We start from the raw sequence: 23068 nt of genomic DNA on the forward strand, positions 1-23068 counted from the left end.
GGGCACCACTGTCACGCGTCGTACAGGTCCGCCTTCCGGGGCGACGGATCCTGCACCGCCGTGCTCAGGAACGACGACCTCGCACCGAACTTCTCGGTGTCCACACCGTTCTCACCCAGCACCTTGATCGCCGCCGCGTGCACCACCCGAAGCACCGGTGTCGCGGCGCGCAGCGCGTCGTCGGCCATGAAGCGGTGCCGCCACGGCTGATCCGCCCACGCGTGCCGCAGGCCGAACGGCTCGGGGAGACCGATCGTCCCGCCGAGCCAGTTCAGCAGCGGGGGATACCAGGAGATCGGGGCACGCACCGCCAGACGTACCACCTCGTCGCTGTTGACCAGCGGAAGCTTCACCTTGCGGGTCTCCCACGGCTTGAACGACTTGGTGACCTCCTTGGTCGGCGCCTCCGGCTTCTCCTGGAACAGCCCGTTCACCGGGCCGAGGGCGTGCCCGGTCACCTCGATGCGCAGCGTCTCGTGGAGCACGGTCACGGTGATCAGCATGGTGATGATCAACTGCCCGTCCCAGAGCGTCCATTGCACGCCCAGGTAGTGCCGGTCACCGCTGCCGAACTGCTGCTTGTTGCAGATGTCCTGTATGGCGTGCGACTTGACCACGTACGCCTCGACGTCCGTGCCCTCCGGCCGGGACACCGCCTTGGCGCCCTCGGCGATCGGCGTGACCACCCAGTGCCGTATCGAGGGCTTGGGGAAGCCTCCGGTGTTCAGCGGGCCGCGCTCCAGCATGCGCAGCTGGTCGTGGATCGCGCGGATCACGTCCCAGCTGCGGAAGGGGTGGATCTCCCGGGTGGAGTCGGCGGCCACCAGATCCTCGGCGAGCTGCCAGCTGCCCCAACGGGTGCCCATGCCCAGTATTCCCTTGGGCCCGGCGTAGAAGACGGAGTTGGACTGCTGCTCGGCGCTGAGCTTGGCGAGCGACTGGCGCAGCTGCTCGGCCTGGGTCTCGGTGGGGCTGGTCGGCACCGCCTCCGGCACCTTCGCGCCGACGCTGCTGCCGGCCAGCAGGCTGTCCCATCGCTCCCGCAGATCCCGCGCGGTGCGCTCACAGACCTGCTTCGCCCAGAACCAGCCGACGACCGGCATGAGGACACAGGCCCGCGAATACCAGGCCCAGAAACCGGTGAACGGCATCCGGAGCAGGAAGATCACGGCGAACGCGCCCGCCGCGACGAGCAGCGCGGTGGCGAGCGCGCCGCCCCGCTTCGCGTCCCGCTTGACGATGGTGGTGCGCAGTGTGAAGACCAGCAGCCACAGCAGGAGCCCGGGCAGGAACAGCACACCGCAGACGACCATGATCGCGCTGAGCATCCGGTCACGGGTCTTGCGGATGTTGTTGGCGGCCAGGGCGTGCTCGACCACCACCTGCGGCTCGGTGCCGAAGGACTGGATCAGGGGCTTGCGGCCGGCGCCGAGCATGCGGTCGACCACGGCCCGCGAGTAGGCCTCACCCAGGTTGGGCCGGAAGATCTTGGCCCACTTGCGGCCGGCCTTGACGTCGGTCTTGTGCCATTCGTTGTCGGCCTTCTTGATGTCCTCGTACGCGTTGTCCCGATAGGCGGCCGAGGCCAGCGCGAACGTCGCCGTCTGCCCCTCGCCCGCCGTGCGAGGCACCTGCGGACCGAAGATGTCCGCGTAACCGCCCTCAACGGTCATTCCCGCCCCCAGTCGCCGCACTGTCGCTTCTGCGGCCTTCCCGACTTCCGTACCGCGCACACCTGTTGATCAATGATCAGAGTATCCTCCGCCACCGACAATCGTCGGCGGACGGCCGAAGCCGCCCGCCGACGCGGAGGGGAGCGTTCCGCAAGGGCGCTCGGAGGCGCGGGGCACGGTCACTTGGTGGCGCCCGGCGCCAACTACGAGGCGTCGCGCGTCTCTTCACGAATCCTTTCCGCGATCTGCTGCGGCATCGGTTCGTGCCGCGCGTACGCACGGTTGAAGCGGGCGGTGCCGTGCGACAGCGACCGCAGATCGACGGCGTACCGCCCGATCTCGATCTCCGGCACCTCGGCCTTGATGAGAGTGCGGCCACCGCTGGTCTGCTCGGTGCCCAGGACGCGGCCGCGTCGCCCGGACAGGTCGCTCATGACGGCCCCGACATAGTCGTCGCCGACGAGCACGGACACCTCGGCCACCGGCTCCAGCAGATGGATCTTCGCGTCGGCCGCCGCCTCCCGCAGCGCGAGCGCGCCCGCCGTCTGGAAGGCGGCGTCGGAGGAGTCCACCGAGTGCGCCTTGCCGTCGAGCAGGGTGATCCGGATGTCGACGAGCGGATGACCGGCCGCGACGCCCCTGGCCGCCTGGGCCCTGACGCCCTTCTCGACCGACGGGATGAACTGCCGGGGCACGGCGCCGCCGACCACCTTGTCCACGAACTCGATGCCCGAGCCGCCCGGCAGCGGCTCCACCTCGATCTCGCAGATCGCGTACTGCCCGTGGCCGCCGGACTGCTTCACATGCCGCCCACGCCCCGCCGACTTGTTCGCGAACGTCTCCCGCAGGGACACCCGGTGCGGTACGACGTCGACCTGGACGCCGTAGCGGCTGCGCAGCCGTTCCAGGGCGACGTCCGCGTGCGCCTCGCCCAGGGCCCACAGCACGACCTGGTGGGTGGACTGGTTCTGCTCCAGGCGCATCGTCGGGTCCTCGGCGACCAGCCGGGACAGGCCCTGCGACAGCTTGTCCTCGTCCGCCTTGCTGTGCGCCTGGATGGCCAGCGGCAGCAGCGGGTCCGGCATCTGCCAGGGCTCCATCAGCAGCGGATCGTCCTTGGCCGACAGGGTGTCGCCGGTCTCCGCGCGGCTCAGCTTCGCCACGCACGCGAGGTCACCGGCGATGCAGTGGCTGAGCGTGCGCTGCTGTTTGCCGAAGGGCGCGGACAGGGCGCCGATGCGCTCGTCGACGTCGTGGTCCTCGTGGCCGCGGTCGGCAAGGCCGTGCCCGGAGACGTGCACCGTCTCGTCGGGGCGCAGGGTGCCGGAGAACACGCGCACCATCGACACACGGCCGACGTAGGGGTCGGACGCGGTCTTCACGACCTCCGCGACCAGCGGCCCGTCCGGATCGCACAGCTTCAGCTCGCGCGGTTTGCCGTCGACCGTGGTGACCTGGGGCGCCGCGCGCTCCAGCGGGGTCGGGAAGCCGCCCGTGATCAGCTCGAGGACCTCGACCGTGCCGAGGCCCTGGCGGGCTCCGTCGACGGCGGGGGCGGCGGCCAGGACGGGGAAGAAGGTGCCGCGCGCGACGGCCCGCTCCAGGTCCTCGATGAGCGTCTTGACGTCGACCTGCTCACCGCCGAGATAGCGGTCCATGAGGGTCTCGTCCTCGCTCTCGGCGATGATCCCCTCGATCAGCCGGTTGCGGGCCTCGTCGATCTCGGGAAGCTGGTCCTCGCCCGGCTCGGACTCCTTGCGCTCCCCGGTGGAGTACTCGAACAGCTTCTGCGACAGCAGCCCGATCAGACCGGTCACGGGCGCGTGCCCGTCCGGGCCCTGGGGGCCGTGCAGGGGCAGATACAGCGGGAGCACCGCGTCGGGGTCGTCCCCGCCGAAGGCCTCCGCGCAGATCCGCGTCATCTCCTCGTAGTCGGCCCGCGCCGCTTCCAGATGCGTGACGACGATCGCGCGCGGCATGCCGACGGCCGCGCACTCCTCCCACACCATGCGGGTCGAGCCGTCCACGCCGTCCGAGGCCGAGACGACGAAAAGGGCCGCGTCCGCGGCTCGCAGACCGGCCCTGAGTTCCCCGACGAAATCGGCGTATCCGGGGGTGTCCAGAAGATTGACCTTGATGCCGTCCCATTCGACCGGCACCAGGGAGAGCTGCACCGAGCGTTGCTGCCGGTGCTCGATGTCGTCGTAGTCGGAGACCGTGCCGCCGTCCTCCACGCGGCCCGCCCGATTCACTGCCCCCGCGGTCAGCGCGAGGGCTTCCACCAAGGTGGTCTTGCCCGATCCGGAGTGGCCGACCAGCACCACATTCCGTACGGACGCGGGGTGGTCGGCCGCTGTAGCCCTGCCGGCGGCTCCGGGGTGTGCGTTCGCCTTGTCGCCCATGATCCTGCCTCCCGTGCACGGTGAGGTCACTGTGGGCGCGGACATGCGGACCCGCGTGCGGTGGCGGCTCCGGTGACGCCCGCGGTCCTTCGAGCTTTCCACTCCCGTCACGGTGCGTCCATACGGCGGACGCGATCGCGCCATCCGCGACCGGTGACCGGGGCCGCCGGAGCGCTGTACGAGTGCCCGGCGGTCGCACGCACGCGCGCGTGGCTACGATGGGCCAGCCGGTGGCCAGCAGGGGCCGCCCGGCCACACCGACCCTCGGGAAGGCCATGCTGAACAAGTACGCGCGTGCATTCTTCACGCGTGTCCTCACACCGTTCGCCGCGTTTCTGATCCGGCGGGGGGTCAGCCCCGACACGGTCACGCTCATCGGCACGGCCGGTGTGGTCGCGGGCGCGCTGGTCTTCTACCCCATGGGCGAGTTCTTCTGGGGCACGGTCGTGATCACGCTCTTCGTGTTCTCCGACCTCGTCGACGGCAACATGGCCCGCCAGCTGGGCCGCTCCAGCCGCTGGGGCGCCTTCCTGGACTCCACCCTCGACCGGGTCGCCGACGGTGCGATCTTCGGTGGCTTCATCCTCTGGTACGCCGGTGGCGGCGACGACCTCGTCCTGTGCGCCGTCTCGATCTTCTGCCTGGCCAGCGGCCAGGTGGTGTCGTACACCAAGGCACGCGGTGAGTCGATCGGGCTGCCGGTCGCCGTCAACGGCCTCGTCGAGCGGGCCGAGCGCCTGGTGATCTCGCTGGTCGCCGCCGGTTTCGCGGGCATGCACAAGTTCGGGGTGCCCGGCATCCAGTACCTGCTGCCCGTCGCCCTGTGGATCGTCGCGGTCGGCAGCCTGGTCACGCTGATCCAGCGCGTCGTCACCGTCCGCCGTGAGTCCGCCGAGGCGGAGGCCGCCGCGGCGGCGCCGGAGAACGCCTCCCATGGCAGCGAGGCCGCCAAGTGAGTTCCCGGGACCGGCTCACCGACGCGCTGTACGGACTCGGCTGGGGCACCGTCAAGAAGCTCCCCGAGCCGGTCGCCGTACGGCTCGGCCGGACCATCGCCGACCTCGCCTGGAAGCAGCGCGGCAAGGGCGTGCGGCGCCTGGAGAGCAACTACGCGCGCGTGGTGCCCGACGCGAGCCCTGAGCGCCTCGCGGAGCTCTCGCGCGCGGGCATGCGCTCGTACCTGCGCTACTGGATGGAGTCCTTCCGGCTGCCCGCCTGGAGCCCGGAGCGCATAAAGAACGGCTTCGACCCCAAGGACGTCCACCACCTCACCGACGGTCTGGCCTCCGACCAGGGCGTCATCCTCGCCCTGCCGCACCTGGGCAACTGGGACCTCGCCGGCGCCTGGGTCACCACCAAGCTGGAGACACCGTTCACCACGGTCGCCGAGCGCCTCAAGCCCGAGACGCTCTACGACCGCTTCGTCGCCTACCGCGAGGGCCTCGGCATGGAGGTCCTCCCGCACAGCGGCGGCACCGCCTTCGGCACCCTGGCCCGCAGGCTGCGCGACGGCGGCCTGGTCTGCCTGGTCTCCGACCGCGACCTGTCCGCCTCCGGCGTCGAGGTGGACTTCTTCGGCGCCACCGCCCGGATGCCGGCGGGCCCCGCGCTGCTCGCCCAGCAGACCGGGGCGCTGCTGCTCCCCGTGACGCTCTGGTACGACGAGTCGCCGGTCATGCGAGGCCGGGTGCATCCCCCGATCGAGGTACCCGAGTCAGGTACCCGGGCCGAGAAGACGTCTGTCATGACGCAGGCGCTGGCCGATGCCTTCGCCTCGGGGATCGCCGAACATCCGGAGGACTGGCACATGCTTCAGCGCTTGTGGCTCGACGACCTCGACCCCGCGAAGGGACCCTCGTGAGGATCGGCATCGTCTGCCCGTACTCCTGGGACGTCCCCGGGGGCGTCCAGTTCCACATCCGCGACCTCGCCGAGTACTTCATCCGGCTCGGCCACGAGGTGTCCGTCCTCGCCCCCGCCGACGACGACACCCCGCTCCCGCCGTACGTCGTCTCCGCGGGCCGCGCCGTCCCGGTGCCGTACAACGGCTCGGTCGCCCGGCTGAACTTCGGCTTCCTCTCGGCGGCCCGGGTGCGCCGCTGGCTGCACGACGGCCGCTTCGACGTCATCCACATCCATGAGCCGACGTCCCCGTCCCTGGGCCTGCTGGCCTGCTGGGCGGCGCAGGGCCCCATCGTGGCGACCTTCCACACCTCCAACCCGCGCTCGCGGGCCATGATCGCCGCGTACGCCATCCTCCAGGCGGCCCTGGAGAAGATCAGCGCCCGGATCGCGGTCAGCGAGTACGCCCGCCGCACCCTCGTGGAGCACCTCGGCGGCGACGCGGTCGTCATCCCCAACGGCGTCGACGTCGACTTCTTCGCCAAGGCCGAGCCCAACCCCGAGTGGCAGGGCGACACCATCGGCTTCATGGGCCGCATCGACGAGCCCCGCAAGGGCCTGCCGGTCCTGATGCGGGCCCTGCCCAAGATCCTCGCCGCCCGCCCGCAGACGCGGCTCCTGGTGGCCGGCCGGGGCGACGAGGAGGAGGCCGTGGAGTCCCTCCCCGCCGAGCTGCGCTCCCGGGTCGAGTTCCTCGGCATGATCAGCGACGAGGACAAGGCCCGCTTCCTGCGCAGCGTCGACCTGTACGTCGCTCCCAACACCGGCGGCGAGAGCTTCGGGATCATCCTGGTCGAGGCGATGTCGGCCGGCGCCCCCGTCCTCGCCTCCGACCTCGACGCCTTCGCCCAGGTCCTCGACCAGGGCGCGGCCGGCGAACTCTTCACCAACGAGGACGGGGACGCCCTCGCCGAGGCGGCGGTACGCCTCCTGGAGGACCCGGCCCGCCTTGCCCAGCTGAGGGAGCGGGGCAGCGCTCATGTACGCCGCTTCGACTGGTCGACCGTCGGCGCGGACATCCTGTCGGTCTACGAGACGGTGACGGCGGGCGCGGCGGCGGTGGCGGCGGACGAGCGGGCCGGGGGCGGCGGGAGCGGGCTGCGGGCCCGGTTGGGGTTGGCGCGGGACTGACACGGCCGGAAAATCAGCCCCTCCGGCGCTTGAGGAGCGGGGGTTCAGGGGCCAGCGCCCCCTGGCGGGGTCGAAGGGGCAGCGCCCCTTCAGGATGGGACGGGTAGGGGCGGCGGGGGTGAGAACCACCCGACGGTCACCACCGCCCGCAATCCGGCCGACCCGGCAGAGCTAGTCTGCCGCCCGTGACCGCAACGCTGATCTGGATCCTCGTAGCCCTCGTCGTCATCGGCCTCTACCTCAGCTGGACCGCCGGCCGGCTCGACCGGCTGCACGCCAGGATCGACGCGGCACGCGCCGCGCTCGACGCACAGCTGCTGCGCCGCGCCTCGGTGGCCCAGGAACTGGCCACCTCAGGAGTGCTGGATCCGGCCGCCTCGATCGTCCTGTACGAGGCCGCGCACGCCGCCCGGCAGGCCGAGGAGGAGCAGCGGGAGGTCGCCGAGAGCGAGCTCAGCCAGGCGCTGCGGGCCGTGTTCGCCGTGCCGCAGCAGGTGGAGGCGGTACGGGAGGCGCCCGGGGGCGAGGAGGCGGCCCGTGAGCTGACCGAGGCGGTCCGCCGGGTACCGATGGCCCGGCGCTTCCACAACGACGCCGTACGGGCCGCCCGGGCGCTGCGCAGGCACCGCAAGGTCCGCTGGTTCCGGCTGGCCGGGCACGCGCCGTTCCCCATGGCCTTCGAGATGGACGACGAGCCACCGGCGGCCCTCGTCGACCGGGCGGCCTGACCAGCGCCTTCACGCCAACGGGCCGGAAAAGGATCCACCAGCTGTCCATTGGCCCTTGCTGTGGCCTGGTCCGTTCACGTTTCCTCGGTGCTTGCAGTAACCCTCTTTACACCGTGTGAGGTCACCCGTGTCCAACTCCGAAAACCAGACCCCCGAGATCGGCACCGCCCGTGTGAAGCGCGGCATGGCCGAGCAGCTCAAGGGTGGCGTGATCATGGACGTCGTCACGCCGGAGCAGGCGAAGATCGCCGAGGACGCGGGCGCCGTCGCCGTCATGGCCCTGGAGCGGGTCCCCGCCGACATCCGCAAGGACGGCGGAGTGGCCCGTATGTCCGACCCGGACATGATCGAAGGCATCATCGAGGCCGTCTCGATCCCGGTCATGGCCAAGTCCCGCATCGGCCACTTCGTCGAGGCCCAGGTCCTGCAGTCCCTCGGCGTCGACTACATCGACGAGTCCGAGGTCCTCACCCCGGCCGACGAGGTCAACCACTCCGACAAGTGGGCCTTCACGACCCCCTTCGTCTGCGGCGCCACCAACCTGGGCGAGGCCCTGCGCCGGATCGCCGAGGGCGCGGCCATGATCCGCTCCAAGGGCGAGGCCGGCACCGGCAACGTCGTCGAGGCGGTCCGCCACCTGCGCCAGATCAAGAACGAGATAGCCAAGCTGCGCGGCTTCGACAACAACGAGCTGTACGCCGCCGCCAAGGAGCTGCGCGCCCCGTACGAGCTGGTCAAGGAAGTCTCCGAGCTCGGCAAGCTCCCGGTCGTCCTGTTCTCCGCCGGCGGTGTCGCCACCCCGGCCGACGCCGCGCTGATGCGTCAGCTCGGTGCCGAGGGCGTCTTCGTCGGCTCCGGCATCTTCAAGTCCGGCGACCCGGCCAAGCGCGCGGCCGCCATCGTCAAGGCGACCACCTTCTTCGACGACCCGAAGATCATCGCGGACGCGTCCCGCAACCTCGGCGAGGCCATGGTCGGCATCAACTGCGACACCCTCCCCGAGGCCGAGCGCTACGCCAACCGAGGCTGGTAATGGCCACTCCCGTAGTCGGAGTCCTCGCACTCCAGGGCGACGTACGGGAGCACCTCATCGCCCTGGCCGCGGCTGACGCCGTGGCCAGGCCGGTGCGGCGCCCCGAAGAGCTCGCCGGGATCGACGGCCTGGTCATCCCCGGCGGCGAGTCCACGACCATCTCCAAGCTGGCCGTCCTCTTCGGCGTGATGGAGCCGCTACGCGCGCGCGTGCGGGACGGCCTGCCGGTCTACGGCACCTGCGCCGGCATGATCATGCTCGCCGACAAGATCCTCGACCCGCGCTCGGGCCAGGAGACGATCGGCGGCATCGACATGATCGTGCGCCGCAACGCCTTCGGACGACAGAACGAGTCCTTCGAGGCCGCCCTCGACGTGAAGGGCATCGCGGGCGACCCCGTGGAGGGCGTCTTCATCCGCGCCCCCTGGGTCGAGTCCGTCGGCGCCTCGGCCGAGGTGCTCGCCGAGCACGACGGCCACATCGTGGCCGTCCGCCAGGGCAACGCGCTCGCCACGTCGTTCCACCCGGAACTGACCGGTGACCACCGGGTGCACGGCCTGTTCGTCGACATGGTGCGCGCGAACCGGGCGACCGAGTCCTTGTAGGATCTGAAGGTCCCCCCAAAGCCTTAAGGTCTGGGGGAGTTCGTTCAGAGATGGGTTACGCGAAGGAGACAGGCAGATGTCCGGCCACTCTAAATGGGCCACGACGAAGCACAAGAAGGCCGTGATCGACGCCAAGCGCGGCAAGCTCTTCGCGAAGCTCATCAAGAACATCGAGGTCGCGGCGCGCATGGGCGGCGTGGACCTCGAAGGCAATCCGACGCTCTATGACGCCGTCCAGAAGGCGAAGAAGCAGTCGGTGCCGAACAAGAACATCGACTCCGCGATCAAGCGCGGCGGTGGTCTCGAGGCCGGTGGCGCCGACTACGAGACGATCATGTACGAAGGTTACGGCCCGAACGGCGTCGCGGTGCTCATCGAGTGCCTCACCGACAACCGCAACCGCGCCGCCTCCGACGTCCGCGTCGCCATGACCCGCAACGGCGGCAACATGGCCGACCCCGGCTCGGTGTCGTACATGTTCAGCCGCAAGGGCGTCGTCATCGTCCCCAAGGGCGAGCTGAGCGAGGACGACGTCCTCACCGCCGTCCTGGACGCGGGCGCCGAGGAGGTCAACGACCTCGGTGAGTCCTTCGAGGTCGTCAGCGAGGCCACCGACCTGGTCGCGGTCCGCACCGCCCTCCAGGACGCGGGCATCGACTACGACTCCGCCGACTCCAGCTTCCTGCCGTCGGTGCAGGTCGAGCTGGACGAGGAAGGCGCCAGGAAGATCTTCAGGCTGATCGACGCGCTCGAGGACAGCGACGACGTGCAGAACGTCTTCGCCAACTTCGACGTCAGCGACGAGATCATGGAGAAGGTCGACGCGTAGCGCTGCCGCGAACTGAGCGGTTTCGGCGGGCCGGTGGGACACACCCCACCGGCCCGCCGCCGTTGTCGGTGGCAGCAGATAGCCTGCACAAACAGGCGATCGAAGAAGGGGTGTGGGGGTGCGCGTACTGGGGGTGGACCCGGGGCTGACGCGATGCGGTGTCGGTGTGGTCGAAGGCGTCGCCGGGCGGCCGCTGACCATGCTCGGCGTCGGTGTCGTCCGTACGCCCGCCGACGCCGAGCTCGGGCACCGCCTCGTCGCCGTCGAGCAGGGCATCGAGCAGTGGCTGGACGAATACCGTCCCGAATTCGTCGCCGTGGAGCGGGTGTTCAGCCAGCACAACGTCCGTACGGTCATGGGCACCGCCCAGGCGAGCGCGGTCGCCATGCTCTGCGCGGCCCGCCGCGGCATCCCCGTCGCACTGCACACCCCGAGCGAGGTCAAGGCCGCCGTCACCGGCTCCGGCCGCGCCGACAAGGCCCAGGTCGGCGCCATGGTCACCCGGCTGCTCCGGCTCAGCGCCCCGCCCAAGCCGGCCGACGCCGCCGACGCCCTCGCGCTCGCCATCTGCCACATCTGGCGCGCGCCCGCGCAGAACCGACTCCAGCAGGCCGTCGCCCTGCACACCGCCAAAGCACCGAAAGGCCGTACGGCATGATCGCCTTCGTCAGCGGCACAGTGGCCGCACTCGCTCCGGACGCCGCGGTCGTCGAGGTGGGCGGGGTCGGCATGGCCGTCCAGTGCACGCCGAACACGCTGTCCACGCTGCGTCTCGGCAAGCCCGCCAAGCTGCACACCTCCCTGGTGGTCCGCGAGGACTCCCTCACCCTGTACGGCTTCGCGGACGACGACGAACGGCAGACGTTCGAGCTGCTCCAGACCGCGAGCGGGGTCGGCCCCCGGCTTGCCCAGGCGATGCTGGCGGTGCACTCGCCCGACGCCCTGCGCCGAGCCGTCGCCACCGCCGACGAGAAGTCGCTCACCGCTGTCCCCGGCATCGGCAAGAAGGGCGCCCAGAAGCTGCTCCTGGAGCTCAAGGACCGCCTGGGCGAGCCCATCGGCGCCCCTGCGATCGGCGCCCCGGTGACCCAGGGCTGGCGCGACCAGCTGCACGCCGCCCTGATCGGCCTCGGCTACGCGACGAGGGAGGCCGACGAGGCCGTATCCGCCGTGGCCCCGCAGGCGGAGGCGGCCGAGGGCACTCCGCAGGTCGGCCAGCTGCTGAAGGCGGCGCTGCAGACCCTGAACAGAGCGCGCTGATCGACCGACCCGACCACGACATCCACCGCGACCCCCGAGGCACAGCCAATGAACTGGGACGACACCACCGACAGCACCGCCCCCGAGCGGCTGGTGGGCTCTGTCGCCGACCGTGAGGACCAGGCCGTCGAGGCCGCGCTGCGCCCGAAGGACCTGGGCGAGTTCATCGGCCAGGAGAAGGTCCGCGAACAGCTCGACCTCGTTCTGCGCGCCGCACGCGCGCGTGGCGCCACCGCCGACCATGTGCTGCTCTCCGGCGCTCCCGGCCTGGGCAAGACCACCCTCTCGATGATCATCGCGGCCGAGATGGGCGCCCCCATCCGCATCACCTCCGGCCCCGCCATCCAGCATGCCGGCGATCTCGCCGCGATCCTCTCCTCCCTCCAGGAGGGCGAGGTCCTCTTCCTCGACGAGATCCACCGCATGTCCCGGCCCGCCGAGGAGATGCTGTACATGGCGATGGAGGACTTCCGCGTCGACGTGATCGTCGGCAAGGGCCCGGGCGCCACCGCCATCCCGTTGGAGCTGCCCCCCTTCACCCTGGTCGGCGCCACCACCCGCGCGGGCCTGCTGCCACCCCCGCTGCGCGACCGCTTCGGCTTCACCGCGCACATGGAGTTCTACGAGCCCGCCGAGCTGGAGCGCGTCATCCACCGCTCCGCCAACCTCCTCGACGTCGAGATAGAGGCCGACGGGGCCGCCGAGATCGCCGGCCGCTCCCGCGGCACACCCCGTATCGCCAACCGGCTGCTGCGCAGGGTCCGCGACTATGCCCAGGTCAAGGCGGACGGGATCATCACGCGGGACATCGCGGGAGCCGCCCTCGCGGTGTACGAGGTCGACGCCAGAGGCCTCGACCGGCTCGACCGCGGTGTGCTGGAGGCCCTGCTCAAGCTGTTCGGCGGCGGTCCGGTCGGCCTGTCGACGCTCGCGGTCGCCGTGGGGGAGGAGCGTGAGACCGTGGAAGAGGTGGCCGAGCCGTTCCTCGTCCGGGAGGGCCTGCTCGCCCGTACTCCCCGTGGCCGGGTCGCCACTCCCGCGGCATGGGCGCATCTCGGCCTCACCCCGCCGCGGTCGTCAGCTGCGGGAAACGGACAACAGGACCTGTTCGGGGCGTGATGGATCCGTGACGGCGAGCTCAGTGGCCGGGGCAGGAACCCCGGTGCCATGCTGAGCGTTGTTCCATGCGCGGAGACTCGCTTAGACTCCGCCGATGCCGCCCTTGTCGGCGGCAGACAAATCCCCCAACCATCAGGCCGCTCACCATCGCGGTCGTGTGAAGGAAGTTCCGACCCGTGAGTCTCGTGACCCTCCTCCCGTTCATCGTGCTCATCGGGGCCATGTTCCTGATGACCCGGTCGGCCAAGAAGAAGCAGCAGCAGGCCACCGACATGCGGAACCAGATGCAGCCCGGATCCGGTATCCGCACCATCGGGGGCTTGTACGCCACCGTCAAGGAGGTCAGCGACGACACCGTCCTCGTTGACGCCGGGCCGGGCGTGGAGCTTCTCTTCGCCAAGAACGCGATCGGTGCCGTCCTCTCCGACGACGAGTACAACCGCATCGTGCACGGCATTGAGCACGACCTGAAGTCCGACGTCGTCCCGGACGACGCCTCCTCCCTCACCGAGACCGACGAGCCCGCCGCTGCCGCCGCCTCCGACGAGAAGTCCGTCGACCTCGGTAAGAAGGACGAGACGGAAGAGGCCGACGAGCCGTCGGACGCCGTGACCGCCGACGCCAAGGCGGACGACGAGCCGAAGAAGACCGACGGCGGCGACTCCGACGCGAAGTAGCCATGTTCCGGGGCGCGCGGGCCATGCCTGCGCGCCCCCGGGCATGCCGACTTCGCACGGGATCCCGACACCATGTCATGGCCGCTCGTCCATTGACCCGGAGCGAGGCGGCCCGAGAGGGAGTACGAGAAGGTGGCAGCACCTAAGAAGGGCCGCAGCGCGGGCGCCCAGAGCAAGCCAGGGCGCTCGCTGGCCCTCATCCTGATCGCCATCGCGGCGCTCACCGGGGGGATGTTCGCCTCGGGACACACCACTCCGCGACTCGGCATCGACCTGGCAGGCGGCACGAGCATTACGCTTCGCGCGGTCGCCGAGCCCGGTCAGGAATCCGCGATCAACAAGACCAACATGGACACCGCGGTCGAGATCATGGAACGCCGTGTCAATGGTCTGGGTGTCTCGGAGTCCGAGGTACAGACCCAGGGCGACAAGAACATCATCGTCAACATCCCCAAGGGCACGAACGCGAAGGAAGCCCGGGCGCAGGTCGGCACCACCGCCAAGCTCTACTTCCGGCCGGTCCTGCAGCGGGAGGCCGCCGCCGGCGCGGCGGCGACGCCCACCCCGAGCGGTTCCCCGAGCGCGTCCGGCACGGACAAGGCCAAGGACTCCGCGACGTCCGGCTCCCCCAGCCCGTCGGCCACCGCCACCTCCCAGGGCCGCGCTGTCACCGACGCGCTGAAGGCGGACGCCACGCCGTCCGCGAGCAACAGCCCCAAGGCCTCCGGCAGCCCGTCTCCGACCAGCACCTCCGGCTCCGCGTCCGGCGATCTGGAGAAGCAGTACGCCGCGCTCAACTGCGCCGACCCCAAGCAGCGTGCCACCGCCGGCAAGGGAGCCAAGCAGGGCGAGCCGACCGTGGCCTGCGGCCAGGACGGCGGCCAGTGGAGCAAGTTCCTGCTGGGCCCGGTCGACGTCGACGGCACCGAGATCAAGAAGGCCCAGGCGAGCTTCAACACCCAGAGTGCCGCGGGCTGGCAGGTCGACATGACCTTCAACTCCGCCGGTGCCAAGAAGTTCGCCGACATCACCGCCAAGCTCGCGCAGCAGACCACCCCGCAGAACGAGTTCGCGATCGTCCTGGACGACGAGGTCGTCTCCCACCCGTTCGTCCAGAGCGCCATCGGCGGCGGTAACGCGCAGATCTCCGGCAGCTTCACCCAGGAGGAGGCCCAGAGCCTCGCCAACATGCTGTCGTACGGCGCCCTGCCGCTGTCCTTCCAGGAGGACAGCGTCACCACGGTGACCGCCGCGCTCGGCGGCGAGCAGCTGAAGGCCGGTCTGATCGCCGGTGCGATCGGCCTCGGTCTGGTCGTGATCTACCTGCTGGTCTACTACCGCGGCCTGTCGCTGATCGCCCTGCTGTCGCTGCTGGCCTCCGCGGCCCTGACGTACACGCTCATGTCGCTGCTCGGCCCGACCATCGGCTTCGCGCTGAACCTGCCGGCCGTCTGCGGTGCCATCGTGGCCATCGGCATCACAGCGGACTCGTTCATCGTGTACTTCGAACGCGTCCGGGACGAGATCCGGGAGGGCCGCTCGCTGCGTCCCGCCGTCGAGCGTGCCTGGCCGCGCGCCCGGCGCACCATCCTGGTCTCCGACTTCGTGTCGTTCCTCGCCGCCGCGGTGCTCTTCATCGTCACCGTCGGCAAGGTCCAGGGCTTCGCGTTCACGCTCGGCCTGACCACCCTGCTCGACGTGGTCGTCGTGTTCCTGTTCACCAAGCCGCTGCTGACGCTCCTGGCCCGCACCAAGTTCTTCGCGAGCGGCCACCCGTGGTCCGGCCTCGATCCCAAGCGACTGGGAGCCAAGCCACCGCTGCGCCGCACCCGCCGTCCCTCCGCCCCTGTCGACCCGAAGGAGGCGTGAGATGTCGAAGCTCGGCACCCTCGGCGCCCGACTGCACCGCGGCGAGGTCGGCTACGACTTCGTCGGCAACCGCAAGATCTGGTACGGCATCTCGATCCTGATCACCATCACGGCCATCGTCGGCCTGGCGGTGCGCGGCCTGAACATGGGCATCGAATTCCAGGGCGGCGCGGTCTTCAACACCCCGAAGAACACCCAGGCCTCGGTGTCCCAGGCCGAGCGGTACGCCGAGGAGGCGTCCGGCCACGACGCCATCGTCCAGAAGCTCGGCAACGGCAGCCTGCGCATCCAGGTCGCGGGCATCGGCACCAACGAGGCCGACAGGGTCTCGGCGGAACTGGCCAAGGACCTGAAGCTCTCCGAGGACGAGGTCACCGGCGAGCTGGTCGGCCCCAGCTGGGGTGAACAGATCGCCACCAAGGCCTGGCAGGGCCTCGGGATCTTCCTGGTCCTCGTGGTGATCTATCTGGCGATCGCGTTCGAATGGCGCATGGCGCTGGCCGCGTTCGTCGCCCTGATCCACGACATCACCATCACGGTGGGCATCTACGCCCTCGTGGGCTTCGAGGTCACACCGGGCACGGTGATCGGTCTGCTGACCATCCTCGGTTATTCGCTCTACGACACGGTCGTCGTCTTCGACAGCCTCAAGGAGCAGACGAAGGACATCACCAAGCAGACCCGCTGGACCTACAGCGATGTCGCCAACCGCTCGATCAACAGCACCCTGGTCCGCTCCATCAACACCACGGTGGTCGCGCTGCTGCCGGTGGCGGGCCTGCTGTTCATCGGTGGCGGCTTCCTCGGCGCCGGCATGCTCAACGACATCTCGCTGTCGCTGTTCGTGGGTCTCGCGGCCGGTGCGTACTCCTCGATCTTCATCGCCACGCCGCTCGTCGCCGACCTCAAGGAGCGCGAGCCGCAGATGAAGGCCCTGAGGAAGCGCGTCCTCGCCAAGCGCGCCCAGGCCGCCACCCAGGGCGCCCCCGCGGACGCCGCCGGTACCGACGAGCCGCTGGACGACGAGCCGGAGGACGCCGCCCCCGCGGTGGTCGGCCCGCGCAACCAGCCCACGTCCCGTGGCCGGGGCCGCGGACGTCCCTCGGGGAAGCGCCGATGACCGACGTCAAGGAACTCCTGCTGAGCCGTATCCGCGATGTCGCGGACTACCCGGAGCCGGGCGTGATGTTCAAGGACATCACCCCGCTCCTGGCGGACCCGGCGGCCTTCACGGCGCTCACCGACGCGCTGGCCGAGATCGCGGCGAACACCGGCGCCACGAAGATCGTCGGCCTGGAGGCCCGCGGCTTCATCCTCGGCGCCCCCGTCGCCGTCCGCGCGGGCATCGGCTTCATCCCCGTACGCAAGGCGGGCAAGCTCCCCGGAGCGACGCTCAGCCAGGCGTACGACCTGGAGTACGGCTCGGCCGAGATCGAGGTGCACGCCGAGGACCTGAGCGGGCAGGACCGCGTCCTGGTCGTCGACGACGTCCTCGCCACCGGCGGTACCGTCGAGGCCTCCCTCCAGCTCATCCGACGGGCCGGAGCGGAGGTCGCGGGGGTCGCGATCCTCATGGAGCTCGGGTTCCTCCGCGGCCGGGAGCGGCTCGAGCCCGCTCTGGCCGGTGCGCCGCTGGAGACGCTGATCACCGTCTGAGGCCGGCAGAACACACTGAGGGCGGGTGCCCGGGGTTTCCCGGGCACCCGCCCTTCTTTGTTGCGCACATTGCGTGAGCGAATCCGAAATGAAAGATCGATCCCGACCACCCGCTCGCCTGACCAGCCCACTTGTGGGTGCGAGCGGGATTTCGTAAACGGGATGATTTCAAGTAGTGACCTCACGGAAGATCGCCGCGAGGGTTGTGACAATGGTGTCTGCGGCTGCGATCACCGCAGCTACCCGTGGAAGGTCGAGCGGGGCACCAGCATCTGCGTCAAGGTCAAGGGCTTCAACGTGGCGCTAAATCGCTCTGTGGATGACCACATAGGGTGACCGCGCCGGGCCCGGAGGAATCCGGTGCCCGCCCCGTGCGTTTCTCCCGTAGACGGCCCTCACATCGGCCTGAAGGCGATCCTGAGCCGCAGGCTCGCTACCATGGGGTCTCCGGAGCCTGACCGGGGGACCCGGATCGCGCACGAGGAGTCCTCTTGCCAGACGAGGCCCAGCACCTGACCGCCGCCAAGCCCGAGTCCGCCTCGGCGCCCGCGGCCAAGCCCGCGCCCAACGCGCCGCACGCGAAGAACGACTCGCGCGGGACGGTCGAGCATGCCCAGTCCGCGCCCGTCGACAAGCCGGCCGAGCCTCCTCGCCCCAAGCCCACGCCCTCGACACCCGCGGTCCGCCCGAACACCGGCCAGCCCGCCCGCACCGGCTCCTCCAACCGCGTCCGCGCCCGTCTCGCGCGCCTCGGCGTCCAGCGCTCCAACCCGTACAACCCGGTCCTGGAGCCGCTGCTGCGCATAGTCCGCAGCAATGACCCGAAGATCGAGACCGCCACCCTGCGCCAGATCGAGAAGGCCTACCAGGTCGCCGAGCGCTGGCACCGCGGCCAGAAGCGCAAGAGCGGCGACCCGTACATCACGCACCCGCTCGCCGTCACCACCATCCTCGCCGAGCTGGGTATGGATCCGGCCACCCTGATGGCGGGCCTGCTGCATGACACCGTCGAGGACACCGAGTACGGCCTCGACCAGCTCCGCCGCGATTTCGGCGACTCCGTGGCCCTGCTGGTCGACGGCGTCACCAAGCTGGACAAGGTCAAGTTCGGCGAGGCCGCGCAGGCCGAGACCGTGCGCAAGATGGTCGTGGCCATGGCCAAGGACCCGCGCGTCCTGGTCATCAAGCTCGCCGACCGTCTGCACAACATGCGCACCATGCGTTACCTCAAGCGCGAGAAGCAGGAGAAGAAGGCGCGCGAGACCCTGGAGATCTACGCGCCGCTCGCCCATCGCCTCGGCATGAACACCATCAAGTGGGAACTGGAGGACCTCGCCTTCGCGATCCTCTACCCCAAGATGTACGACGAGATCGTACGGCTGGTGGCCGAGCGGGCACCGAAGCGTGACGAGTACCTGGCCATAGTGACCGACGAGGTCCAGCAGGATCTGCGCGCCGCCCGCATCAAGGCGACCGTCACCGGGCGCCCGAAGCACTACTACAGCGTCTACCAGAAGATGATCGTGCGAGGCAGGGACTTCGCCGAGATCTACGACCTGGTGGGCATCCGTGTCCTCGTCGACACCGTCCGCGACTGCTACGCCGCCCTCGGCACCGTGCACGCGCGATGGAACCCGGTCCCCGGCCGGTTCAAGGACTACATCGCGATGCCCAAGTTCAACATGTACCAGTCGCTGCACACGACGGTCATCGGCCCCAACGGCAAGCCCGTCGAGCTCCAGATCCGCACGTTCGACATGCACCGTCGCGCCGAGTACGGCATCGCCGCGCACTGGAAGTACAAGCAGGAGGCCGTCGCCGGTGCCTCCAAGGTGCGCACCGACGTGCCCAAGGCCGGCAAGAAGGACGACCACCTCAACGACATGGCGTGGCTGCGCCAGCTCCTGGACTGGCAGAAGGAGACCGAGGACCCGGGCGAGTTCCTGGAGTCCCTGCGCTTCGACCTGTCCCGCAACGAGGTCTTCGTCTTCACGCCCAAGGGCGACGTCATAGCACTCCCGGCCGGGGCCACCCCAGTCGACTTCGCGTACGCCGTCCACACCGAGGTCGGCCACCGCACCATAGGAGCCCGGGTCAACGGCCGCCTCGTACCGCTCGAGTCCACCCTGGACAACGGCGACCTGGTGGAGGTCTTCACCTCCAAGGCACCCGGCGCGGGCCCCTCCCGCGACTGGCTCGGCTTCGTGAAGTCGCCCCGCGCCCGCAACAAGATCCGGGCCTGGTTCTCCAAGGAGCGCCGCGACGAGGCCATCGAGCAGGGCAAGGACGCCATCGTCCGCGCGATGCGCAAGCAGAACCTGCCGATCCAGCGCATCCTCACCGGCGACTCGCTCGTCACGCTCGCCCATGAGATGCGCTACGCCGACATCTCCGCGCTGTACGCGGCGATCGGCGAGGGCCATGTCTCCGCACAGAACATCGTGCAGAAGCTGGTCCAGGCGCTCGGCGGCGAGGAAGCGGCCACCGAGGAGATCGACGAGTCGGTCCCGCCGACCCGCAGCCGCAGCCGTAAGCGCCGCTCCAGCGCCGACCCCGGTGTCATCGTCAAGGGCGTCGAGGACGTGTGGGTCAAGCTGGCCCGCTGCTGTACGCCCGTGCCCGGCGACCCCATCATCGGCTTCGTCACGCGTGGTAGTGGTGTATCGGTTCACCGCAGCGACTGTGTCAACGTGGAGTCACTCTCCCGTGAGCCCGAGCGCATCCTCGAGGTCGAGTGGGCGCCGACCCAGTCCTCGGTCTTCCTGGTCGCCATCCAGGTCGAGGCCCTGGACCGCTCCCGGCTCCTGTCGGACGTCACCCGCGTGCTCTCCGACCAGCACGTCAACATCCTCTCCGCGGCCGTCCAGACCTCCCGCGACCGCGTCGCCACCTCCCGCTTCACCTTCGAGATGGGCGACCCCAAGCACCTCGGGCACGTCCTGAAGGCGGTCAGGGGAGTGGAGGGCGTGTACGACGTGTACCGCGTGACATCGGCGCGCAGCCGGTCGTAGCACCACATACGAGAAGGGCCCCGTACCTGACGTACGGGGCCCTTCTCGTCGTATCTGTGTCGGCTGCCGTCAGCCGCCGAACTCCTGCAGCCCCTTCAGCGCCTGGTCCAGCAGTGCCTGGCGGCCCTCCAGCTCACGCTCCAGCTTGTCGGCCTTCGCGTTGTTGCCCTGGGCGCGCGCCTGCTCGATCTGGCCCGTCAGCTTGTCCACGGCGGCCTGGAGCTGACCGGTCAGCCCCTCGGCACGCGCGCGTGCCTCCGGGTTGGTCCGGCGCCACTCGGACTCCTCGGCCTCCTGCAGGGCCCGCTCGACGGCGTGCATCCGGCCCTCGACCTTCGGGCGGGCGTCGCGCGGCACATGGCCGATCGCCTCCCAGCGCTCGTTGATCGAGCGGAAGGCGGCGCGCGCGCCCTTCAGGTCGCCGATCGGCAGGAGCTTCTCGGCCTCGCCGGCCAGCTCCTCCTTCAGCTTCAGGTTCTCGGCCTGCTCGGCGTCCCGCTCGGCGAACACCGAGCTGCGGGCCGCGAAGAAGATGTCCTGGGCACCGCGGAAGCGGTTCCACAGGTCGTCCTCGTGCTCGCGCTGGGCACGCCCCGCGGCCTTCCACTCCGACATCAGCTCGCGGTAGCGCGCGGCCGTCGGACCCCAGTCCGTCGAACCGGACATCGACTCGGCCTCGGCGACCAGGCGCTCCTTGGTCTTACGGGCCTCCTCGCGCTGCGCGTCCAGCTGCGCGAAGTGCGCCTTGCGCCGCTTGGAGAACGCCGAGCGGGCGTGCGAGAAGCGGTGCCACAGCTCGTCATCGGACTTGCGGTCGAGGCGCGGCAGACCCTTCCAGGTGTCCACCAGGGAACGCAGCCGCTCGCCTGCGGCCCGCCACTGGTCGGACTGCGCCAGCTCCTCGGCCTCGACGACCAGCGCCTCCTTGGCGTGGCGCGCCTCGTCGGACTGCTTGGCCCGCTGCTGCTTGCGCTCCTCACGGCGCTTGCCGACCGTCTCGACCAGCTTGTCCAGGCGGACCTTCAGGGCGTCCAGATCACCGACCGCGTGATGGGCGTCGACCTGCTCACGGATGTGGTCGATCGCGGTCTGGGCGTCCTTCGCCGACAGGTCGGTGGTCTTCACTCGCTTCTCGAGGAGGCCGATCTCGACAACCAGGCCCTCGTACTTGCGCTCGAAATAGGCCAGCGCCTCTTCAGGAGTGCCTGCCTGCCAAGAGCCGACAACCTGCTCGCCGTCGGCCGTACGCACGTACACGGTCCCCGTCTCGTCGACGCGGCCCCACGGGTCGCTGCTCACAGCGCCTCCTCCACATGATGCCTGCGAGGGGCTTGTGCTCCCCCGGGCATCGTCCACAGTTTCGTCACGGCCAACATAGGCGACCGGCGGGTTGCCTGTCCGCATCCCGCGCGACCGAAATTTCGCAGTTGGGGGTCAGGATTTCGTGACGGTTGCCTTGTTGATCACGACCGTCGCGTTGGGGGCGGTGTTCCCGGTCGTGGGATCCGCGGGCTGGGCTCCGGCGGCCGCGATCTTCTTCAGGACCTTCATGCCCGCCTCGGACACCGTGCCGAACGGTGTGTAGTCGGCCGGCAGTTGACTGTCCTGGTAGACGAGGAAGAACTGGCTGCCTCCGGTGTTGCGCCCCTCCTTGGTCTGGGCGTTGTACTGGTTGGCCATCGCGACCGTGCCCGCGGGGTACACCCCGCCCTTGAGGCTCTTGTCCTTGAGGTTCTCGTCCGGGATGGTGTAGCCCGGCCCGCCCATCCCGGTGCCCTGGGGGTCGCCGCACTGCAGCACATAGATGCCGGCGTCGGTCAGCCGGTGGCACTTGGAGTGGTCGAGGTAGCCCTTTCCGGCCAGGAAGGCGAACGAGTTCACGGTGTGCGGCGCGGCCGACGCCTTGAGGTCGATGTCTATGTCACCGCACGTCGTCGCGAGCTTCATCGTGTACTTGGCCGACTTGTCGATGGTGAGCGCCGGCTCCTTCTTCCAGGTCGTCGTCGGGACCTTGCCCTCGGCGGGCTTCTCGCACGGGTCCGGGGCCTTGCTGGTCGGGCTCGCGCTCGGCGTGACCTCCGCGCCCGCGTTCTCCTTGCTGTCGCCGCCCTTGAGGACATCCGTCGTGGTCAGCGCGAGAATGGCGATGATCACAACTCCGAGCGATGCCGCGATCACCGAGTTGCGCGTGCGCGCCTTGCGTCGGGCGGACGTACGCCGCTCCTGCTGCCGCAAGAACTTCTCCCGGGCGAGCTGACGCCGCCGCTGTTCCTGGCTGACCACCGGGTTCTCTCCTCATGCGTCGTAAGTGTCGACCGGTACGCGTGTGTTCATTGAGCCGACCGCCTGCGTGTGCCCCGTACCGTATATGGGTTCGCTGAGGAATCGGCAGCGCCGGTAGGCTCTGACGTCAGGCGGAGCCCGCCGACAAACCACTCGTGTCGATACAAACGAAGGACGATCGTGCTCATTGCCGGGTTCCCCGCCGGGGCCTGGGGGACGAACTGTTATCTCGTCGCCCCCGCCGCCGGTGAGGAGTGCGTGATCATCGACCCGGGCCACGAGGCGGCCCCTGGAGTCGAGGAAACGCTGAAGAAGCATCGGCTCAAGCCCGTCGCCGTCGTCCTCACCCACGGCCACATCGACCACGTGGCCTCGGTCGTCCCCGTGTGCGGTGCGCACGACGTACCGGCCTGGATCCACCCCGAGGACCGGTACATGATGAGCGACCCCGAGAAGGCGCTCGGCCGTTCCATCGGCATGCAGCTGATGGGCGAGCTGACCATCGGGGAGCCGGACGACGTCAAGGAGCTGACGGACGGCGCGAAGCTGGAGCTGGCGGGGATGGAGCTCTCCGTCGCGCACGCGCCGGGCCATACCAAGGGGTCGGTGACCTTCGATATGCCCGAGGCGGCGGACATCCCGCCGATCATGTTCTCGGGCGACCTGCTGTTCGCCGGCTCCATCGGACGCACCGACATGCCCGGCGGCGACATGGCCGAGATGCTCGACTCGCTGGCACGCGTGTGCCTGCCGCTCGACGACTCGACCGTGGTGCTGTCCGGCCACGGCCCCCAGACGACCATCGGCCAGGAGCGCGCCACCAACCCCTATCTGCGGCAGGTGGCCGCCGGCCTGGGAGCCCAGGAAGCTCCCCGACGAGGAATGTGACG

At 69.8% G+C, this 23068-nt stretch carries 20 protein-coding genes; 16 read left to right on the plus strand and 4 right to left on the minus strand.

The window, feature by feature from the left end; genetic code table 11:
* Positions 1-11: 11 nt before the first annotated feature.
* Together IE325_RS33615 and IE325_RS33620 are read right to left on the minus strand one after the other, a co-directional pair.
* Positions 12-1673 carry an AbeC-like domain-containing protein gene (locus tag IE325_RS33615; protein ID WP_190073897.1) on the minus strand — a complete coding sequence of 554 codons (1662 nt, stop codon included), beginning with the start codon at positions 1671-1673 and terminating at the stop codon, positions 12-14.
* Positions 1674-1876: 203 nt separating this feature from the next.
* On the minus strand, positions 1877-4075 hold the full coding sequence (locus tag IE325_RS33620; RefSeq protein WP_190073898.1) for an elongation factor G-like protein EF-G2: 2199 nt from the start codon (positions 4073-4075) through the stop codon (positions 1877-1879).
* A gap of 218 nt (positions 4076-4293) precedes the next feature.
* Between IE325_RS33620 and pgsA the strand changes: the two genes are divergently transcribed.
* The 15 genes from pgsA to IE325_RS33695 all read left to right on the plus strand — a co-directional run bounded on the left by pgsA (position 4294) and on the right by IE325_RS33695 (position 19895).
* On the plus strand, positions 4294-5031 hold the full coding sequence (pgsA, locus tag IE325_RS33625; protein ID WP_190074034.1) for a phosphatidylinositol phosphate synthase: 738 nt from the start codon (positions 4294-4296) through the stop codon (positions 5029-5031).
* Positions 5028-5936, plus strand: coding sequence for a phosphatidylinositol mannoside acyltransferase (locus tag IE325_RS33630; RefSeq protein ID WP_190073899.1), 909 nt, complete (start codon positions 5028-5030; stop codon positions 5934-5936). Before pgsA ends, IE325_RS33630 begins: the two co-directional genes overlap by 4 nt.
* Positions 5933-7108, plus strand: a complete 1176-nt coding sequence (locus IE325_RS33635; RefSeq protein ID WP_190073900.1) for a glycosyltransferase family 4 protein — start codon at positions 5933-5935, stop codon at positions 7106-7108. Before IE325_RS33630 ends, IE325_RS33635 begins: the two co-directional genes overlap by 4 nt.
* 185 nt (positions 7109-7293) lie before the next feature.
* A complete protein-coding gene (locus tag IE325_RS33640; protein WP_190073901.1) occupies positions 7294-7836 on the plus strand; it encodes a LemA family protein in 543 nt (180 codons plus the stop codon).
* A gap of 127 nt (positions 7837-7963) precedes the next feature.
* Positions 7964-8869 (plus strand): pyridoxal 5'-phosphate synthase lyase subunit PdxS, encoded by a 906-nt coding sequence (pdxS, locus tag IE325_RS33645; RefSeq protein ID WP_190073902.1) that lies wholly within the window; start codon positions 7964-7966, stop codon positions 8867-8869.
* On the plus strand, positions 8869-9474 hold the full coding sequence (gene pdxT, locus IE325_RS33650; RefSeq protein WP_190073903.1) for a pyridoxal 5'-phosphate synthase glutaminase subunit PdxT: 606 nt from the start codon (positions 8869-8871) through the stop codon (positions 9472-9474). Before pdxS ends, pdxT begins: the two co-directional genes overlap by 1 nt.
* A 76-nt stretch (positions 9475-9550) precedes the next feature.
* On the plus strand, positions 9551-10303 hold the full coding sequence (locus tag IE325_RS33655; RefSeq protein ID WP_190073904.1) for a YebC/PmpR family DNA-binding transcriptional regulator: 753 nt from the start codon (positions 9551-9553) through the stop codon (positions 10301-10303).
* A gap of 118 nt (positions 10304-10421) precedes the next feature.
* Complete coding sequence (gene ruvC / locus IE325_RS33660) at positions 10422-10961, plus strand: crossover junction endodeoxyribonuclease RuvC (RefSeq protein WP_190073905.1); 540 nt, start codon at positions 10422-10424, stop codon at positions 10959-10961.
* Positions 10958-11563, plus strand: coding sequence for a Holliday junction branch migration protein RuvA (gene ruvA / locus IE325_RS33665; protein WP_190073906.1), 606 nt, complete (start codon positions 10958-10960; stop codon positions 11561-11563). The genes ruvC and ruvA overlap by 4 nt, the downstream gene beginning before the upstream one ends.
* A 48-nt stretch (positions 11564-11611) precedes the next feature.
* Entirely contained in the window at positions 11612-12682 is a 1071-nt protein-coding gene (gene ruvB, locus IE325_RS33670; protein ID WP_190073907.1) for a Holliday junction branch migration DNA helicase RuvB, read from the plus strand.
* Between the two features lie 176 nt (positions 12683-12858).
* The gene (gene yajC / locus IE325_RS33675) at positions 12859-13359 is read left to right on the plus strand and encodes a preprotein translocase subunit YajC (protein ID WP_190073908.1); all 501 of its coding nucleotides are present in this window, start codon (positions 12859-12861) and stop codon (positions 13357-13359) included.
* A gap of 132 nt (positions 13360-13491) precedes the next feature.
* Complete coding sequence (gene secD / locus IE325_RS33680) at positions 13492-15228, plus strand: protein translocase subunit SecD (protein WP_190073909.1); 1737 nt, start codon at positions 13492-13494, stop codon at positions 15226-15228.
* A gap of 1 nt (position 15229) precedes the next feature.
* Positions 15230-16348, plus strand: coding sequence for a protein translocase subunit SecF (secF, locus tag IE325_RS33685; RefSeq protein WP_190073910.1), 1119 nt, complete (start codon positions 15230-15232; stop codon positions 16346-16348).
* A complete protein-coding gene (locus IE325_RS33690; protein ID WP_190073911.1) occupies positions 16345-16884 on the plus strand; it encodes an adenine phosphoribosyltransferase in 540 nt (179 codons plus the stop codon). The genes secF and IE325_RS33690 overlap by 4 nt, the downstream gene beginning before the upstream one ends.
* A 491-nt stretch (positions 16885-17375) precedes the next feature.
* Entirely contained in the window at positions 17376-19895 is a 2520-nt protein-coding gene (locus IE325_RS33695) for a RelA/SpoT family protein (RefSeq protein WP_190073912.1), read from the plus strand.
* A gap of 69 nt (positions 19896-19964) precedes the next feature.
* On the opposite strand, the gene IE325_RS33700 is transcribed toward IE325_RS33695, so the two are convergent.
* Positions 19965-21194 carry a DUF349 domain-containing protein gene (locus IE325_RS33700; RefSeq protein WP_190073913.1) on the minus strand — a complete coding sequence of 410 codons (1230 nt, stop codon included), beginning with the start codon at positions 21192-21194 and terminating at the stop codon, positions 19965-19967.
* 135 nt (positions 21195-21329) lie between these two features.
* The gene (locus tag IE325_RS33705; protein ID WP_190073914.1) at positions 21330-22178 is read right to left on the minus strand and encodes a peptidylprolyl isomerase; all 849 of its coding nucleotides are present in this window, start codon (positions 22176-22178) and stop codon (positions 21330-21332) included.
* A gap of 180 nt (positions 22179-22358) precedes the next feature.
* Here IE325_RS33705 and IE325_RS33710 point away from each other — a divergent pair, with 180 nt between their 5' ends.
* Complete coding sequence (locus IE325_RS33710; RefSeq protein WP_190073915.1) at positions 22359-23066, plus strand: MBL fold metallo-hydrolase; 708 nt, start codon at positions 22359-22361, stop codon at positions 23064-23066.
* Positions 23067-23068: the final 2 nt, after the last annotated feature.

The sequence above is a fragment of the Streptomyces lanatus genome (assembly GCF_014655715.1).
Lineage (GTDB): Bacteria > Actinomycetota > Actinomycetes > Streptomycetales > Streptomycetaceae > Streptomyces > Streptomyces lanatus.